Annotated in this window: 8 protein-coding genes; 1 reads left to right on the forward strand and 7 read right to left on the reverse strand. The window is 71.8% G+C overall.

Annotated elements, in window-relative coordinates:
- Window positions 1-48: 48 nt before the first annotated feature.
- From ACFW1I_RS18005 to ACFW1I_RS18015, 3 genes are all read right to left on the reverse strand, one after another.
- Entirely contained in the window at window positions 49-1,611 is a 1,563-nt protein-coding gene (locus tag ACFW1I_RS18005; protein ID WP_384670717.1) for a protein kinase, read from the reverse strand.
- On the reverse strand, window positions 1,608-2,222 hold the full coding sequence (locus ACFW1I_RS18010; RefSeq protein WP_384670719.1) for a hypothetical protein: 615 nt from the start codon (window positions 2,220-2,222) through the stop codon (window positions 1,608-1,610). Before ACFW1I_RS18010 ends, ACFW1I_RS18005 begins: the two co-directional genes overlap by 4 nt.
- 80 nt (window positions 2,223-2,302) lie before the next feature.
- Window positions 2,303-4,360 (reverse strand): N-6 DNA methylase, encoded by a 2,058-nt coding sequence (locus ACFW1I_RS18015; RefSeq protein ID WP_384670721.1) that lies wholly within the window; start codon window positions 4,358-4,360, stop codon window positions 2,303-2,305.
- Window positions 4,361-4,540: 180 nt separating this feature from the next.
- Here ACFW1I_RS18015 and ACFW1I_RS18020 point away from each other — a divergent pair, with 180 nt between their 5' ends.
- Window positions 4,541-5,251 carry a hypothetical protein gene (locus ACFW1I_RS18020; RefSeq protein ID WP_384670723.1) on the forward strand — a complete coding sequence of 237 codons (711 nt, stop codon included), beginning with the start codon at window positions 4,541-4,543 and terminating at the stop codon, window positions 5,249-5,251.
- 81 nt (window positions 5,252-5,332) lie between these two features.
- Here ACFW1I_RS18020 and ACFW1I_RS18025 read toward each other — a convergent pair whose 3' ends face one another.
- The 4 genes from ACFW1I_RS18025 to ACFW1I_RS18040 form a co-directional block, all read right to left on the reverse strand.
- On the reverse strand, window positions 5,333-5,794 hold the full coding sequence (locus tag ACFW1I_RS18025) for a hypothetical protein (RefSeq protein WP_384670726.1): 462 nt from the start codon (window positions 5,792-5,794) through the stop codon (window positions 5,333-5,335).
- Window positions 5,791-16,410, reverse strand: a complete 10,620-nt coding sequence (locus tag ACFW1I_RS18030; protein WP_384670728.1) for a LamG-like jellyroll fold domain-containing protein — start codon at window positions 16,408-16,410, stop codon at window positions 5,791-5,793. Before ACFW1I_RS18030 ends, ACFW1I_RS18025 begins: the two co-directional genes overlap by 4 nt.
- Window positions 16,411-16,680: 270 nt before the next feature.
- Complete coding sequence (locus ACFW1I_RS18035; RefSeq protein WP_384670730.1) at window positions 16,681-17,295, reverse strand: BMP family ABC transporter substrate-binding protein; 615 nt, start codon at window positions 17,293-17,295, stop codon at window positions 16,681-16,683.
- Window positions 17,292-17,633: a hypothetical protein gene (locus ACFW1I_RS18040; protein ID WP_384670733.1), complete on the reverse strand. Its 342-nt coding sequence runs from the start codon at window positions 17,631-17,633 to the stop codon at window positions 17,292-17,294. Before ACFW1I_RS18040 ends, ACFW1I_RS18035 begins: the two co-directional genes overlap by 4 nt.
- Window positions 17,634-17,760 lie beyond the last annotated feature (127 nt).

The following is a 17,760-nucleotide window of genomic DNA, read 5'->3' on the forward strand; positions in this document are numbered from 1 at the left end:
CGTACGGGACGGATGCCGCCCCCGCCCCTCGCTTATCGGCCGAAAACGTCAGGCGTGGCGCCCCAGTTGACGCTGGTGCTCCAGGGCGCGGCGCAGCTCCGCCGCCGGCGGGTGGTAGGGCCCGTACAGCCGCTCGGTGTCGAGGAGGAGCCGGTGCAGCTCCGCCTGGCCCTCCTCGTGCTGTCCGGTCGCGACCAGCAGCAGCCCGGTGCGGCGCCGGACGTCGAAGGCGCGGCCGGGGTCCTGGGCGGGGCCCTGCTCGAAGGAGGGGAGGACGGCGCGGAAGGCGGCGAGGGCGTCGGCGGTCTCGCCGAGCTGCTCCAGGCAGAGCGCGATGTCGTAGCGGAACTGGGCGTTGCCCGGGTCGTCGGCGGAGAGCCGGCGCAGCTCGGGCAGGGCGCGCCGGTACTGCCCGTCGTCGAGGAGGGTGGAGGCGTACTGCTTGCGCAGGATCCGGACGACCGGGGACGCCTCGCCGTGTGCGGCGGCTGCGGCCGGGAGGATCCCGCCGAGCAGGTCGACGGCCTGGGTGAGGGCGCCCTCGCCGAGGAGCCGCTTCACCTCCTCCACCGTGCCGGCCACGTCCGCGCCGCGGGGGTCCTGGGCGGGGTCCTGGGCGGGGGCCGGGGGCTGGGCGGGGACGGCGATCCGGGGGTCCGCGACGGCCGGGCGGGCCGCCGGGGCCGGGGCGGCGGGGCGGGGCGCGGCGGGCCAGGGGGCGTGCGGGCGGAGGAACGGGCGGGTGGGGTCCAGCGGGCCCGAGGGGGTGCCGCGCGCGGGGAGCAGCGGCAGCAGCGCCTCGTAGACCTCGTGGGCGCCGGAGGGGCGGGCGGCCGGGTCCTTGGCGAGGAGGCGCAGGACGAGGGCCTCCAGGGCGTCGGGGACCTCGGGGCGGACCTGGCGGAGCGGGAGGGGCGGCTCGTAGAGGTGGCGGTGGAGCACGCCGAGGGCGGTGGAGCCGGCGAACGGCACGTTCCCGGAGAGGAGTTCGTGGAGCAGGATGCCGAGCGCGTACAGGTCGGTCTGCGGGCCGACGGCGCCGCCCATGGCCTGTTCGGGCGCCATGTAGGCGGGGCTGCCGATGGGTTCGCCGGTGTGGGTGAGGCGGGTGGTGTCGGAGTCGAGGACGGAGGCGACGCCGAGGTCGAGGACGGTGACGGTGCCGTCGGGGCGGACCATCACGTTCCGCGGCTTGAGGTCGCGGTGGACGATCGGCACCGCGTGGACGGCGGCGAGCACCGCGCAGAGCTGGGCGGCGACGCAGACGGCCCACTCCCAGGGGTAGGGGTCGTGCTCGGCGAGGTGGTCGGCGAGGTCGGCGCCGTCGACGTACTGCATGACGAGGTACAGGTCGTCGCCGTCGCTGCCGGCGTCGTGGACGGTGACCAGGCCGGGGTGGTCGACGTGGGCGGTGACCCGGCACTCGCGGACGAAGCGGCGGCGGAGTTCGTCGGCGGCGGTGGCGGGGCCGGTGAGGGCGGCGGGGCTGAGGAGCTTCACGGCGACCCGGCGGTCGAGCCGGGTGTCGTACGCGGTCCACACCTGGCCCATGCCGCCCTGGCCGATGACGGTGGCGAGCTCGTACCGCCCGCCGACGACACGGCCGTTCACTTCTCCCCTTCCTTGCGGAGGAGGTCGCTGAGCTCGTCGAGTTCGGCGCGGACCTGGTCGATGCGGGGAGTGGGCGGGGCGGCCGGGGGCGGCGCGGCGTGCGCGTACGGGTTGGCCTGCTGCGGCGCGTACGGGTGCGGGACCGGGCCGGGGTGCGGGCTCGCGTGCGGGCTCGGCACGGTGGTCGCCGTGCCCGGGTGGACGGGCGGGTACCCGTAGCCGTACCCGGGTACGGGCGGGTGCGCGGGCGCGTGCGGGACCGGGGGGAGGGCCGGGGCCGGGGTGTGGTGGTGGCGGGTGTCGACGATGAGGTAGTAGCAGACCACCGCGACCATCTGGACGAGCAGCACGATCATGCCCGTGGTGTTCATCCACGTGCCGGCGAAGCGCTGTTCCAGGGGGACCACGCACGCGATGTTGAGGACGAGCTGGGCCCAGAAGAGGGCCCAGTCCCGTCCCGTACGGCGCATGATCGCGATCCGGAGCATCGCGACCCAGGCGAGGAAGCCGAGGGAGACGACGACGAGGACGGTGAGGAGCACGCGGACGGCGATGGCCCCGGCGGACGCACCGCCCGGTCTCGGCGCGGGAGCGGGCGACGGTCCGTACATGCGTGTTCCCCCCAGGAAGCTGATCAGGCTTCGAGGGTAAGGGACCGGGCAGGGGCCGTCACCCGCCCGGGCGGGGGCCGTCACTCGGACCGGACGCTCCCGTCGGCGAGGCCGTCGTAGAGGCCCTGGACGAGCTGTTCGCCCAGCCGCGCGGCGAGCCGCAGGGCCTCCTCGAAGTCGGCGAGGGCGCGGTACTGGACGCCGTGCCGGCGCTGGTCGGCGAGCGGGAGCCGGGGCAGCTGGAGGCGGCGGACGTCGAGCCGGGTGGCGGTCGAGGCGAAGCTGCTGGCCTGCCGGTTGTTGGCGGTGCCGCGCAGGAATCCGGCGAGGAACCAGGGGTCGAGGGCGTCCGGGTCGGGGCGGAGCAGCTGGAGGCTGCGGCCCAGGGCGGCGCCGGCGGTGGCGGCGTCGACGACGCGGGCGGCGGGGCCGCCGCCGAGGACGGGCACGACGACGTCGCCCTCGCGGACGAGGACGGGGTCCTCGGCCTGGCCGTCGGCGGCCTCGGGGAGGGTGCCGGAGGGGGCGGCGCCGGTGAGCACGTCGTGCTCGGTGAGGACGGGGATCTCGCGGCCCGCGGGGGCGGTGCCCTGGCCGCCGGTGCGGAGCTGGAGGGCGCCGGTGCGGGCCAGTTCGCCGACGGTGGTGAGCGGGCGGGCCGCGGGGCGGGCCGGTCCGGGGGCCGGGGCGAGGGCGCGGGTGCGGACGAGGGTGGCGTCCAGGCGTTCGCGGACGGCGGCGAGTTCGGTGGCGGAGCCGCCGGCGTCGGGGGCGGTGAGGTAGCGGGCGGGGGCGAGGTCGACCTCGTCGTCGAGGAGGTCGATGACGGGGACCGCGCGGGCGAGGGTGTCGTCGGCGGCGCGGCCGGCCCAGGCGTCGAGGACCGCGTTCTGCAGGGTGGTCCAGGGCAGCTTGTCGCGGCCCGCGTCGGGGACGAGCCCGGCGGTGTCGACGAAGAGGGCCTCGGCCGGGGGGCGGCGGTCGGCGGCGGGGCGGACCAGGACCCAGAGGTGGAGCGGGATGCCGTACGGGGGCGCGGCGCCGGCCGGGAGGGCGATGACGGCCCGCAGGGCGCCGCGGCGCAGCAGGTCGGCGCGGATGCGGCGGCCGGAGCGGCGGGAGGCGACGGCGGGGGGCATGAGGAGGACGGCGGTGCCGCCGTCGCGGAGCCGGGCCAGGGCGTGCTGGACCCAGGCGAGCTCGGACTCGGTGCGGGCGGGGAAGCCGTACTCCCAGCGGGGGTCGTAGGCGAGTTCGTCGTGGCCCCAGGCGCGCTCGTTGAACGGCGGGTGGGTGAGGACGGTGTCGGCGCGCAGCTCGGGGAAGGCGTCGGCGCGGAGGGTGTCGCCGGCGGCGGAGCGGATGTCGGCGTCGCCGTGGAGGGCGAGGCGGAGGGCGGAGAGCGCGGCCAGTTCGGGGTCGGCGTCCTGGACGGCGAGGGTGGTGGGGTGGGCGGCGGCGCGGAGCAGGCCGCCGGTGCCGGAGGCCGGGTCGAGGAGGACGGTGGCGGGCGGGTCGCCGGCGCTCGCGGTCGCGGCGGCGGCGAGGGCGGCCATCAGCTCGGCGAGCGGCGGCGGGGTGAGCGTGTACTGCCGCGGGTTGGCGTCCAGGTGGCGGCCGAGCAGGAACTCGAAGCACTGGCGGGGGCCGCCCAGTTCGGCGGCGAGCTCGATGGCGGCGCGCAGCAGCGGGGCGGCGGGGGCCAGTTCGCCGGCGGTGGGGGTGGGGACGGCCCGGGGGATGCCGAAGCGGACGGTGAGGACCTCTTCGAGGGCGCCGGGCAGGGCGTCGGTGAAGCGCGGGTCGGGGAGGGCCGCGAGCGCGGTGACGCCGGGGGGCCGCTCGCGCAGGAGCAGCAGGACGCAGCCGGTGTGGACGAGGCCGGTGAGGGTGGAGACGGGGTGGCCGGCGAGCTGCTGCCACACGCGCTCGCGGAGCGGGACCTCGGCGAGCTTGCCCTGCTCGCGGAGCCACTGCTCGACCTCGGGGAGGGAGAAGGAGGGGCTGGTCTCGGTGCCGCCCACGGGCTTGGGGAAGTCGGCGTGGCGGCGGCGCCAGTTGCTGACGGCGGCCCTGCCGACGCCCGCGAGCCGGGCGATGCCGGCGGCGGTGACCTCTGTAGCGCTGTCCTCGGGCACCTGCACCCTCCGTCCGTCCTGTGGGAAACACCGAGCATACCGACGAACCCCATTCACGGTGTGAGCCGAGCAGATATTCGTGAACACGGTTGACTCGGTTCACAGACTCTGCTGTGATTACGCCATCGAAACGCGGAGTCCACAGGAATCCCCCTCGACACCTGAAAGGTGTTCACAGCCATGTCGAAGTCGCAGCAGCGCAACTGGTTCGCCCGCCACAAGGTCCTCACCGCGGCCGGCGCGATCGTGGTCGTCGTCGCCATCGGCGCGGCGATGGGCGGGGGCGGGGAGGACACCAAGACCCCCGAGGCGAAGTCCTCCGCCCCGGCGGCCTCCGGCTCGAAGGACTCCGGCGCCACCGGGTCCGAGGCCCCGGAGAAGCCGAAGGCCGTCACCATCGACGGCGACGGCGACTTCGAGGTCGGCTCGGACGTGAAGCCCGGCCTCTACCGCTCGACGGGCAACAAGGACGCCGAGTGCTACTGGGAGCGCGCCAAGGACGCGACCGGCGAGGTCGACTCGATCCTCGCGAACGACAACGTGACCGGCACGGCCTACGTCGAGATCAAGGCGTCCGACAAGCTCTTCAAGTCCACGAGCTGCGGCACCTGGGAGGCCGTCGACCCCAAGGCCGCCGGCACCCCCTCCGGCACCACCGTCAAGGGCTCCGCCGGCACCCTCAAGGTCGGCGTCGACATCGCCCCCGGCACCTACAAGTCCACCGGCAACAAGGACGCCGAGTGCTACTGGGAGCGCTCGAAGGACGCGAGCCACGGCGTCGACTCGATCCTCGCCAACGACAACGTGACGGGCACGGCGGTCGTCAAGATCACCGCCAAGGACGCCTACTTCAAGACGGCGGGCTGCGCCGACTGGACGAAGACGGGCTGAGGCGGCCGCGGCAACGGGCAGGAACGGGAAAGCCCCGCCGGACAAGGTCCGGCGGGGCTCCCCCTCACGTCGCTTCCGAACTCAGTCGCCCGGAACCGGCGCCACGGTCACCTGTCCGTCCTGGAGGTACTCGATGAGCACCGGGACCCCGAGGGGATGCATCCAGAAATGCATGTCCGCATCCATGAGGTCCTCCGCGCGCCGGATCGCCACCTCGACGGGCATGGTGACGTCGGGCATCGACAGATCGCCCCAGAAGAGCGCGACCAGCCGCCCCTCCTCCGCGTACGGGGACAGGTACGCGGCCGCGGCCCGTCCCCAGTCCTCGTCCGTCTCGCAGACCACGCGATCGGTGTACGGGGCCCGGCTCCAGTCCAGATCCGCGCCACCGGCCACGGGGAACCGTGACAGGCTCTCCGCCCTCAGCCGGCGCGTCTCCTCCGCCGACAGCTTCACGACAGTGCCGCTGTCCGGGTCCTTCTTGTCGTTCATGAACGACGGAAGGTAGCCGGGCTCCGTTCCGTAGAACTCGTATCCGCTCACACGTTCCTCCTGAGCCATGGTGTCACGCTGGTTCCGGGCCACCTGATGGCGTACTTCCTGACCGAGGACTTCTTTCCGGTCATCACGTTGATGTGAGTGCCCTTCTTGTCGTCCACGTCCAGGCGGAACTCCCGGTACTCTCCACCGCTCGTCGCTCTGAATCCCGTGACGCGGCCGAAGGTCTCCACCGCCTTCTCCAGGGTTCCGCGCATGGTCCTGCGCGAGCCGACGTCGACCGGTCCCACGATGTCCAGGCCCATGTTCCGGGCCTGCTCGAAGGAGTCCGCGTCCAGGGTGACCTCGCTCTCCGGCTTGTCCGGCTTGCACTCGCACACCTGCGAGTGGCCCTTGACCTTGCCGCCGCAGTTGTGCACCAGCACCGCGTCGCTCGGGTCGGCGGCCATCACCGCGTCGCCGGCGAACACGAAGTACGTGTGCAGGCCCTCGATGCTCAGGTCGTACGTGGTCCGGTCGGCCTTGTACGACTTGACCTCGACGATCGCGGTCGGGGCGCCCTCTCCGTTCTGGAGCTTCTGGCCGACCTGGAGGTCGCCCGCCTGCGTCCAGGCGTTGCGGGTGGACTCGTAGAACTGGTGGTGCTCGGTGGTCTGGATCGTCTTCCGGCCGGCCTCCGTCGTGAGGGTGACATCGACGTAGTCGCGGTCGGTCTTGGTGACGATCACCTGCTTGACCTCGTGGACCTCCTTGGTCTTCTTGCCGGGCTCGGCCGTGAGGACCTTGTCGCCCTTCTTGACCTCGGAGATCTTCTTGGTCGTGCCGTCGGCCATGAGGACCGGCGTCGCCGCGGTGAAGCTGTGCGGCGTGTCACCGCGCCGGATCGGGCAGCCACCGCCCGAGCCGCCGTCGGAGGACGGGGAGTCCTTCGACTTCGCGCCGTTGCCCTTGCCCTTCGCGCCGAACGCGCCGCCCATGACCGCGCCGATCGTCGCCGCCTTCGCGGCTCCGGCGACCGAGCAGCCCTCCTCGCTGTTCACACAGGAGGTGCCGTACTCGACGGCCCCGGTCAGGGCCTCCTCGCCGGCGTTCTCCGCGACGTTCGTCGCGATCTTGCCGGCCGTGCCGGAGAGCAGCTTGCCCGCGGCGCTCGCCGCGAGACGGCCGCCGACGCCGCCGGCCGCGCCGGTCACGGCGCCGATGGCGACCGCGCCGAGGAAGCCGCCGACCGACTTCGGACCGTCGCTCATCATGTAGCCGACGCCGTTGGCCGCCGCGCCCGCGAGGGCGGCGCAGCCGACGGCACCCACACCGGCCGTGATCGCGGTGCAGCCCGCGAAGACGGCGATGCCGGTGGCCACCGAGGCGATGGTGGAGGCGTGCTGCTTGACGAAGTTGGCTGTCGCCTTCGCCGCCTTCTTGACGGCCCGGCCGACCTTCTTGGCTGCCTTGACCACCTTCTTGGCGACGTGCTTGACGGCCTTCGCTACCTTCCGGACCGCCTTCTTGACGTGCTTGACGACCTTGTGGGCGACACGTTTCACGCGCTTGTAGACGCGCTTGACGTATCTCTTCACCTTCCGGACGCTGTCGGCGACGTACCGGACGGCCTTCCGTACCGCCCGCTTGGCGCGCTTCACCGCCTTCTTGACGGCCCGCTTGACCTTCTTCGCGGCCTTCTTGACGACCTTGGCGACCTTCTTGACGGCCTTCTTGACCTTCTTGTAGGCCGACTTGACGGTCTTCTTGACCTTCTTCTTGACCTTCTTGACGATCTTGTCGGCCCAGTCCGGCCAGTGGCCGGTCGGGTCCATGCCCGTCATCGGGTTGCCGTCCGCGTACGCGTACCGGTTCGCCGTGATCGAGCTCGGGATCCCGTCGAGGCCGACGGTGTCACGGCTGTTGAACTGGCCGGTCTCCGGCGAGTACCAGCGCGCGGCCATGTTGACCTTCGCCGTCGCCGGGTCGGTCCAGCCGGACTGGTAGCCGAGCGCGCCCACCGCTCCGGAGGTCTGGAGGACCTTGCCGAACGGCGAGTACGTCGTCGAACCGGTGAGCGCCTCGCCCGTCGTGGTGAACTGCGCCACCACGTCGGTGTGCAGGTCCGTGAGGGCCAGCACCGCCGAGGCCGCCGTCTTCACGCCGACCAGACCGCCCGCCGCGTCGCGGCTGTAGGACGTCACGCCGTCCGAGGCCACGTCGTTGCCGGCGCCCGCGTACTGGAACGAGTAGAGCGCGCTGCCCGTCTCGTCCTTGGCGTTCAGGACCCGGTCGAGTCCGTCGTAGGTGTAGGTGCGGTTGCCCTCCTGGATGACCCGGTTGAAGGCGTCGACCTTCATGTTGGTGACGCGGCTGGCCTCGTCCGTCACCGAGCTCAGCGTGCCGCGCGCGGTGTACGTGTAGGCGCTGTGGCCGTCCGACGTGAGCCGGTTCCGGGCGTCGTAGGTGTAGGTGTCGCCACCCACCCGGGTCCGGTTGCCGGACGCGTCGTAGCCGTAGACCTCGGTCGTCGTCCCGTTGTTCCAGGAGGTGACGCGGTCGGCCCAGTCGTACGTGTACGTGTTGGCCGTCGAGCCGGTGAGCCCCGTCGTCGTCTTCGACGTCAGGTTGTCGTTCGCGTCCCACCCGTAGGTGAAGGAAGCGAGCGTCTTGCCGGTCGGCGAGGTCAGCGTGTCGCTGACCGGGCGCTCCAGCTTGTCGTACCCGAAGGCACGCTTCGCCTTGCCCGTGCCGTAGTCGATCGACGTGACGTTGCTGTTGATGTCGTAGCCGTACGTCGCCGTCGAACCGGTGGCACCGTCGTTCAGCGTCTTCAGACGCCCGGCGGTGTCGTAGCCGAAGGTCGACGTGCCCGAGGCGTCGGTGCGGGAGGTCATCCCGCCGTCGCCGTCGTACGCGAAGGACGAGGCGCCCGAGGGGCCGTTGGCCGTCAGCAGCAGACCGCGGTCGTCGTAGGTGAAGGTGTTCTTCTCCGTGCCGAGCCCCGCGACCTCCGTGACCTGGTCGTCGGCGTCGTAGCTGTACGTGTGGTCGGCCGTGGCGGCCTCCGCACCCGTACCCGACTGGCGGACCAGCCGGCTCTTCACGTCGTACTCGAAGGAGATCGCGACCCCGCCGGGGGAACGGGACTCCTTGATCCGGCCGGCGCCGTCGTAGACGGCCGTGAACGTCCGGTCCGCGAGGTTCGGATGCGCCGGGGTCGACGGCTCGACCTGGTTCTCCGGCAGACCCCACGTGTTGTACGTCGTCAGGAACGGGTTGCCCCGTCCGTCGGTGAAGCGGGTCTGGTTGCCCGCCGCGTCGTACCCGTAGGTCGTGGTGATCGACTCGGTCGCGGAGACCGGCTCGACGACCTTGGTGATCAGACCCGAGGAGTCGTACGTGAAGGTCTTGGTGTGACCGCGGTGATCGGTCGCCGAGACCATGTTGCCGGCCCGGTCGTAACCGGTCCGGGCCGTGCGCAGCACGGCACCCGTCTCGTCCAGGTCCTCCGTCGTCACCAGCTGGCCGAAGCCGTCGTACGTGTTGCGGGTGCTGGTGCCGTCGGGCTCGGTGGCCGTGAGCGGCTGGCCGTCCATGTCGTAGGTGAAGCGCGAGACCTTGCCCGCGCCGTCGGTCGTCTCGACGACCTCACCCACGGCGTTGTACTTGTACGACTCGGAGACGCCCTGCGGCGAGACCGTGCGGGACAGCTCGCCGCCCGGCGCGTTGTACTCGTTGATCGCCGTGTAGGCCCGCTGCGTGGGCTGGCGCACGATGTCCGTGCTGGTCAGCTCGCGGCCCAGGTAGTCGTAGGTCGACTCCTGGCGGGCGCCGTTCGGCCGGGTGGCCGACAGCTGGTCGCCGTTGGCGTCGTACGTGTACCGCGTCGTGCCGCCGCCGGGCTCGGTGACCGAGGCCAGGTCGCCCAGCTGCGTGTACGTGTACGTGGTGCGGTTGCCGAGCGGGTCGACCTCGGCCGTGACCTGCCCGAGCTTGTTGTACTCGTTGTAGGACGTGGCCCGGATCGGGGTGGTGGCGCCCGGCGCGAGGTACTCCGGCGTGGTGGTCGAGGACTCCTGGCCCTCGGCGTCGTACGCCGTCGTCACGACGTTGCCGAGCGGGTCCGAGGACTCGGTCGGCTCGCCGAAGGTGTTGTAGCCGGTCATCGTGACGGGGCGGACGGAGACCGGGGTCCCGCCGTTCTGCTCCGCCATGACGGCCGGTTCGGTGACCGAGGTCTGCTGGCCGAGCTCGTCGTAGCCGTAGTCGGTGACGTTGCCCGCGGTGTCCGTCTGGGACACCGGCAGACCGCGCTGGTCCAGCTTCCACGTGGTGGTGCGGACCGTGGAGCCCGCGGCCGGCAGGGTGCCGCCCTTGAGCGCCGTGATCTGCGCCGGGGCGAGGGCCTCGGAGTAGACCTGGACGTCGTCCAGGCCGCCGAGGTGGTTCTCCCCGTACGCGCCCTTGTACCAGCGGCGGCCGAGCTGGAGCGGGCCGGTGGCCTCCCACGGCGTGCCGAAGGTGGCGGCGGTGCCGCTCTCGACGCCGTTCACGTACAGGCGCAGCTTGGCGCTCGCCTGGTCGTAGACGCCGACGAGGTGGGTCCAGGTGTTGGCGGTGACGGCGGCGGTGCCCGACGAGACCCGCACGATGGCCGGGTCGTAGGTGTCGGTGGCGTGCCGGTTGAAGGTCCAGCCGTAGGCCGTCGAGTAGTACAGCTGGAAGCCGGAGGCCTCCTTGCCGTCCTGCGCGACGAAGGTCCGGTTGGCCGTCGTGGAGCCCAGCTTGACCCAGGCGGAGACCGTGAAGCTGCCGTTGGTGTTCACCACCGGGCCGGTGGTCTGCGCCCACGACTCGGCGTTGCCGTCGAGGACGGCGCTGCCGCCCCGGTCGGTGTTCCAGTGCATGCCGGTGCCGTGGCTGCCGGTGTTGTTGGCGCCGGAGGAGTCCGCGAGGCCGAAGCCGGTGGTCTCGTCCAGCTTGTAGCGGGCCACCGGGGCCGTGGTGCCGTCGTGGACGGTGGTGCCGGTGATGTTGCCCAGGGCGTCGTACCGGGTGTCCGTGGTGGACACGTCACCCGTCGCCGGGTCGCGGTCCGTCTCGGTGACCACGTTGTCGTCCGGGTCGTAGCCGGTCTGCGTGGTCCGGGCGAGGCCGCCCGGGTCGAGGACCTCGGAGACGGTGCGGTCGGCCGCGTCCACCGTGAAGGTGGTGCGGGTCTGCCCGTCGTTGGTGATCTGCTCGATCAGGTTGCCGGCGGCGTCGTAGGTGTTCGCCTGCTCCGTGAAGGACTTGCCGGTCGCGGGGTCCTTGCGGACCACGGTGGCCGACAGGCCGTCGTCGGTGTAGGTGTACGCCGTCTGCCAGCCCATCGGGTCGGTGATCGACGCGAGGCGGCCGGCCGGGTCGTAGGCCCGGGACTCCTGGACCAGCGTCGTCGGGGCCGTCGGGTTGAACGGGTCGCCGGTGTAGTTCAGCAGGTTGGTGGTGAGCGGTCGCTGCTCGCCGTCGAAGGTGTAGGTGTTGACCGTCCCCATGGGGTCGGTCTCCTTCACCTTGTTGCCGTAGGCGTCGTACTCGAACGACGTGGTGTCGCCGCCCGGGTCCGTCCGGCTCGCCAGCTGGTTGTGGGCGTCGTACGTCATCGACGTGACGCGTGCCGTGTCACCGCCGGTGAGGTCGACGACCGACTGCGACAGGATGTTGCCGTCGGGGTCGTAGGCCGTGGTGGTCTTCGCCTGGTGCTTGGCACCGGTGACCCGGTTGGTGACCGCCGGGGTGGTCTCGGTGAGGACCTGGTCGTTCTTGTCGTACGTCTGGGTCGTGACGAGACCGGCCGGGTTCGCGTCCGAGATCTCCTTCTTGGAGATCTCGCGGCCCAGGTTGTCGTACGTGTACTCGACCTTGGCGCCGTTGGCGTCGGTGATCCGGGCCAGGTCGCCGTTGGCGTAGTAGGTGTACGTGGTCTTCCGGCCGCCCGGCGTCACGACCTGCGCCACGAGGCCCGCCGGCGCGACCGCCGTGCCGCCCTCCGCCGCCGGGGTGGTGGCGGTGGTGTACGTGGTCGTCGCGGTCCGGCCGTTGGGGTGGCCGGCCACCGGGGGCGTGGTCACCGACAGCAGGTTGCCGCCGGTGTCGTAGCTGTAGCTGGTCAGGTACGCGTTGTCCGTCGGGCCCGAGGAACGGCCGTCGCGCTCGGTGAGGAGCAGGTCGTTGCGCAGGTCCATCGGCGGGAAGGCCGTGGTCGCGTCCGGGTAGTAGGTGAAGTACTCCGTCGAGCACTTGTTGGCCGCGGTGTTCTGGCAGGTGGTCTGGGAGACCGCGTTGCCGCGCACGTCGTGGCCGGTGATCGAGCGGTTGCCGTTGGCGTCCGTCACGGTGTGCAGGAAGCCGCCGGTGTCGTACCCGTAGGTGGTGCGGGCGCCCTCGGTGTCGATCGCGGCGAGCAGGCGGTTGCCCATCTCGGCGTCGTACACGTAGGTGAGGGTCCGGTCCGTCGGGTCGGTCAGCGTGACGGTCTTGACCGGGGCGATGCCGGAGGACGCCTTGTAGGCCGCCCAGTGCGCCGCCACGTCCGCGTCGGTGAGGCCCTTGGCGTGGACCGCGACCTCGGCGAGGGAGCCGGTGAAGAAGGAGACGTCGCCCGGGGAGCTGTACCACTTGGAGAAGCCGGCGCCGACGAACGTCCGGGACGTCGTCTGGTCGTTCGGCGCTCCGGTGCAGGTGCCCTGCTTGACGCCGTCCAGGTACAGCGTCTGGGTGGTGCCGGCGGCCGACAGGACGGCGTGGTGCCACTTGTCGTCGGTGACGGTGCCCGTGGAGCCGAGGGTGGCGGTGCCGTTGCAGGTGCTCGACCACCAGTGGCCGTGCAGCTTGTTGTCGGCGCCGACGTAGAGCAGGTCGCTCCAGCTGCCGGTGACGCCGCCCGGGTTGTTCGGGGCGACGCTCTGGTCGCTCATGATCACGCCGGGTTCGGCGGTCTTGAACCAGAGCTCGACCGAGCGGTCGGCCTTGGCGTGCAGCGGGCCGTACGGGAGCTCCGCGAAGGAGGTCGACCCGTCGAAGGTCGCCGCGCTCGCGTCACCGGGCCCGAAGGGGCCCTCCGTGCCCTGGATGACGTTGTTGTACGTGCCGAATCCGGTGTTCACCTGGTTCGCGGCCTGCGCCGCGCCCTGGGTGTCGTCCAGCCGCCAGTAGCCGGCCGGGGCGGAGCCCATGACGGCGGAGCGGTAGACCTGGGACGAGCCGGTGATGGTCGGCGGGTTGAGCTTCCAGGTGCCGCCGTTGCCGTCGGTGGCCTGGAGGACGCGGTCGTCGGTGGTGTCGTAGACGACCGACGCCTGGGTCTTCAGGTTGGGCGTGGTGATCTTCTGGAGCAGTCCGGCGGACCGCTTGGCGGCCTGGTACTGCGTGGAGATCACGCCGGCCGAGAGCGGCTCGGAGTAGATCGCCACCTCGGCCATCTGTCCGTTGAAGTGCCCGAGCTTGTCGTTCGGGTTCATCGACGGCCAGCCGTCGGTGTTCACACCGGCGCCGAGCGAGATGTAGGGCTGCACCCAGTCGTTGATCGTGCCCGACAGGGAGCCGACGGCGGTGCCGTCGAGGTACAGCGTCTGGCTGTTGGCGACACCGGTCAGGACGGCGTTGTGCCACTGCCCGTCGGTGACGGTCGGGGTGGAGGTGATCGTCGTCATGCAGCCCGGCGACATCGCCAGGCAGCCGCGCAGCTTGCCGTCCATGCCGACGTACACCGCGGGGGTGTTCTTGGTGGTGTTGGCGACCGGGTCGGGGTCGCTGAGCGGCTTGTCACCGTAGTAGAAGAGGACGCCGCCCGCGGTGCTCGTCCTGAACCACAGCGAGACCGTCGTGTACGAGGGCGTGGCGCCCGGCGAGGCGGGCATCTCGACGTACGAGGTGGTGCCGTTGAAGGTCGCCGCCTTCTGGGTGGAGCCGGCGAGGGGGCCCGTGCCACCCAGCGTCACGTTCTTGTACGTGCCGTTGTACTGGCCCTGGTTGGCGTCGAGGGCGTCCTTCGCCACCGTGCCGGAGGTCTCGCCGAGCCGCCAGTACGCGAACGGGTCGGCGTCCAGGACCGTGGTGCGGTAGTGGTTGCCGGTCGCGTAGGTGTACGTGGTGCACTTCGACCAGTCGGCCGGCGGGCACACCTTGGTGAGCTGGTCGCCGGTGTGGGTGTACTGCCAGGTCTGGACCGAGTTGGCGTCGCCGGTCGTGGCCTGGTCGGTGTAGACGGTCTGGACGTGCCAGGCGGTCGCGCCGGCGGGCTGGTACCAGGTGAGGCCCAGATTCCGCTTGGACGTGACGTTGGTGATCTTCGTCAGGCGCTTGTTGGCGTCGTAGGTGAAGGTCTCCGTGCGGCCCGCGTAGTCCTTGATGCTGCTCAGCGCGTAGGTGCCGGTCGTCGCGGTCGCCTGCTTGAAGGCGTACTCCGTGAAGTCCTTGTCCGTGAGCGCGTAGCCGCCGGTGACCGCCGCGAGGCGGGCGTAGCGGCCCAGCGGGGGCACGAAGGTGCCGTCGGAGTTGCGGCCGAAGGCGACCTGCTCACCACCCGGGTAGGTGATGACGACGCTGGTGAGCGCCCCGGCGCCGTCCTTGACCTCGACGGCCTTCATGTCGACGATCGTCGACCAGCCGGCGCCGAACGCGGAGTCCACGCGCGGGTCGAGGCTGTTGTAGGAGCGGTCGATCTCCAGCGACGGGCCGATGACCGGCACGTCGGCGTCGGTGTCCTCGGTCGTGTAGTTGCCGTCCGAGGGGTCGAACTCGTGGCCGTCGGTGTTCATCGACAGGCCGGAGGTGACCGGCGGCTGCGGCACGGCCGTGGTGAAGCGGCTGCCCTCCACGACGGCGGAGGTGCCGTCGCTCGCCTCCGCGTACCAGTCGTAGCTCTCCGACCACTTCAGCTTGCCCGCGGGCACCTTCCAGCTGCCCTTGGCGATCGCGCCGGAGGTCGCCACCAGGGCGCCGGCGTCGTCGTAGACCTCGAAGGTGTACGAGAGCGGGCTCGGGCCGCTGTCGGCGTCGCTCGCGTAGACCAGCAGCTCCGGCTGGAGCGTGTTGGCCTGGAAGTTGGCCGGCGGGTACTGGGCGTTGACCTGCGGCGCCGTGTTCGGCGTGTAGGTCAGGACCAGGGCCGGGCGGTAGCCGGCGGTCGCCGAGTTGTCCGAGTGGAACTTCTTCCAGTGGAGCATGTCGTTGGTCGGCGCGGTGAGCGCGAGGCCGTGGTTGGCCGCGCCGCCGGCGACGTTGTTGAACCAGGTGGTCGACAGCGTCACCGGCATCTTGACGCCGACGCTCGCCGAGCCCGAGCTGTTGGAGCAGGAGGCTCCGGGCGCCGGGGTGGCCGTGCCGATCGCGGCGCCGTAGGACGGGCCGGGGTACGAGGTGACGCCGGACGGCGTCCACGACTGGGTGACCGGGTGGACCGAGAACGACTGGGCGGCGCAGGTCGAGGACCACAGGGCGTACACGTTCAGGCTGGCGGCGGTGACCCGCTGCCCGGCGAGCGTGGTGCCCAGGGTGCTGAACTGCAGGAAGGAGTTGGCCTTGTTGGTGCCCGAGTCGTACGAGCCGACCTTGATCTGGGTCTCGGTGGAGTGGTCCCCGCCGATGGTGTTCTGCGTGTACGTCGAGTTCGACGCGGTGACGGTCGGGTCGACGGTCACCGGGTAGACGCGCGCCGGGTCGTCGAGCCAGGCGCGGTCGGCGGTCATCCGCAGGGCCGGCCTGCCGTCGACGGTGGTGAGCTCGTAGGTGACGTTCCGCGACTGGGCGGCGTCGCCGGAGCGCGGGTCGACCTTGGAGTCCTCCATGTACGCGTGCGGGATGGTCGCGGTGACCTTCCCGTCGGCGTCGGTGAACTCGACGTCGCCGTCGGCGGCGACGCGCGGGGTGAGGCCCTTCACGTCGAGCGGGAAGGTCCAGGAGTTCGCGGCCCGCGGGGAGCGCAGGACGACGTTCTCCTTGAAGCCCTCGGCGAGCGGCACGAGCTGCACGTCGGTGTCGGGCAGGACCCCGGCGTAGGTGACGGTGCCGTTCTTCCCGTCGACGACGGGCTCGCTCTTCGCCGCGTCCCGCAGGGCGTAGGCCAGGGTGCGGCCCTTGCCGAAGTCGACGGAGGCGAGGGCCTTGTCGGCGGCGGTCGGCGCGAACTCGACGTCGAGGGAGTTGGCCTTCTGCTGGAGGCGGCCGTCCTCGTCCTCGGTCAGGCTCGTGTCGATCGGCTTCCAGGTGCCGTCGGCGGCCTTGAAGTTGGTCCGGCCGGTGTAGTGGCGGACGGTGGTGGAGCCGTCGGCGTTGACGTAGTGGTCCGAGGTGGCCGTGGACTTCTTGGCGTCACGCCTGCTGGTGCGCTCGTCGAAGCTCTTGGCGTTGCCCGGCGCCTCGCCGGTGCGGACCTCGGCGGGGTCGTCGGTCTCCCGCTGGAACGGGGCGAGTTCGCCCTTGCCCTTGCCGGGCTTGCGGCCGGCGCCGCCTTCGGTGCTGGTGGCGTCGGCGGACGCCTTGTGGCTCTTGCCGCGGGCGGTGCCGCCCTGCTGGTCGGGGGTGTCGAGGGGATCGTCGCTCTTCAGCCACTTCCACAGGCCCGAGAGGGAGATCTCGGGCATGCGTACCGGTTCGAGGACGGCTCCGGTCGCCATCGCCGTCTCGGTGGTGAGCATGAGGAAGAACGCTATGAGCGTGGAAAGAGCCGTAGCCCTCAACCTGCGTCTGCCAGTTCGGCCTGGCGGAAAGAGGCGAGGGCCACGGACCCGGCGTGTCTTCATGGGTCGGCCTTTACTTACGCGTTGCTTACAAAGCCTCGCGAGCCTTCCCGATGGTCGATCACGCGTGTGACCCAGGGGTGCCTTTTTTACTTTGCCTTTAGAAACCGGAGGAGGAACATCCGCTAAGAGCGGTTCCATCCCCTCCGCCTGCTTCGCCCCGAAGGGTCAGCCCTCCCGGGCCAGCCGCGCCACGACCGCCTCGACCTCGCCGCCGGCCTTCCCGCCCGCCGCGATCCGCGTCACGTTCCCCGGGGCCGCACCGGAACCGGAGCCCTCGTCGACCACGACGAACCGGACGCCGCCGTTCTTCGCCGCGGCCTCCGTCGCCGCCGCCACCTGGGCCGGGCCCGAGGCCACGACGATCTCGCAGTCGCGCTGCACCAGGCCGTTGAGGAACGGGCGCGCGTTCGCCACCGTCCGCTCCCCCATCACCGGCACGTACGTCACCCGCACCCGCCCGTCCGCGGACGCGCGCTGCATGCCCTCCCACAGGGGCGCGGCGGGAGCGCCCGACACGATGCCCCGCTCGTCCGTCAGGAGGCAGGCGTCCCGGTCCGCGTAGGCCCGGGAGCGGGTGTCCGGGGGCGTGCCGCCCCCGTCGCCGGCGGCGCCGGAGACCAGCCGGGCCGCGAGCAGCCCGAGCAGCAGGACGAGGACCGAGCCGAGCGCCCAGCCGGCCCGGCCGCGCAGCATCCCGGCCGCCGCCGCGAGCGCGTCGGGCGCGGTGGAGCGGGGCTCCGTCTTCCGGGCGCGGGTGCGCCACGTACGCCTGGTCTTCACGCGGCCCGTCCCTTCCCGCGCACGAGCAGGACGTGCCCGGCCGCGCCCACCGTGGAGACGGTGAGCAGCAGCAGGTCGAGGAGGAAGGCGCCGCCCGCGGTGTCGACGGGGGTCAGCGCGATCTGGAAGCACCAGCCGACCGAGACGGCCGTGAACAGGAGCGCGGCCAGCCAGTCGGCGCGGGTTCCCCGGTACAGCGCGAGCGCCAGCGCGGGCACGCAGCCGAGGACGCCGAGGCTGAGCACCGGTACGACGGCCAGCGCCGCCCGGGCGGCGAGCGGGGGCGGCCCCTCGCGGCGCGGGAGGGCGCCCTTCTCCAGGACGACGGGCTGGTTCACGGGTCGGGACCTCTCAGGGTGACGGGCGCACGGTGCTTTGCACGCGCGTACGACAGGGGACGCCGTACGGTACAGCGCCCGCCCCGGAGATCACCTCGCGGGGGCGGTACCTCCGCCCCCGCCGCCC

The organism is Streptomyces sp. NPDC058955, from assembly GCF_042741435.1.
Classification (GTDB): domain Bacteria; phylum Actinomycetota; class Actinomycetes; order Streptomycetales; family Streptomycetaceae; genus Streptomyces.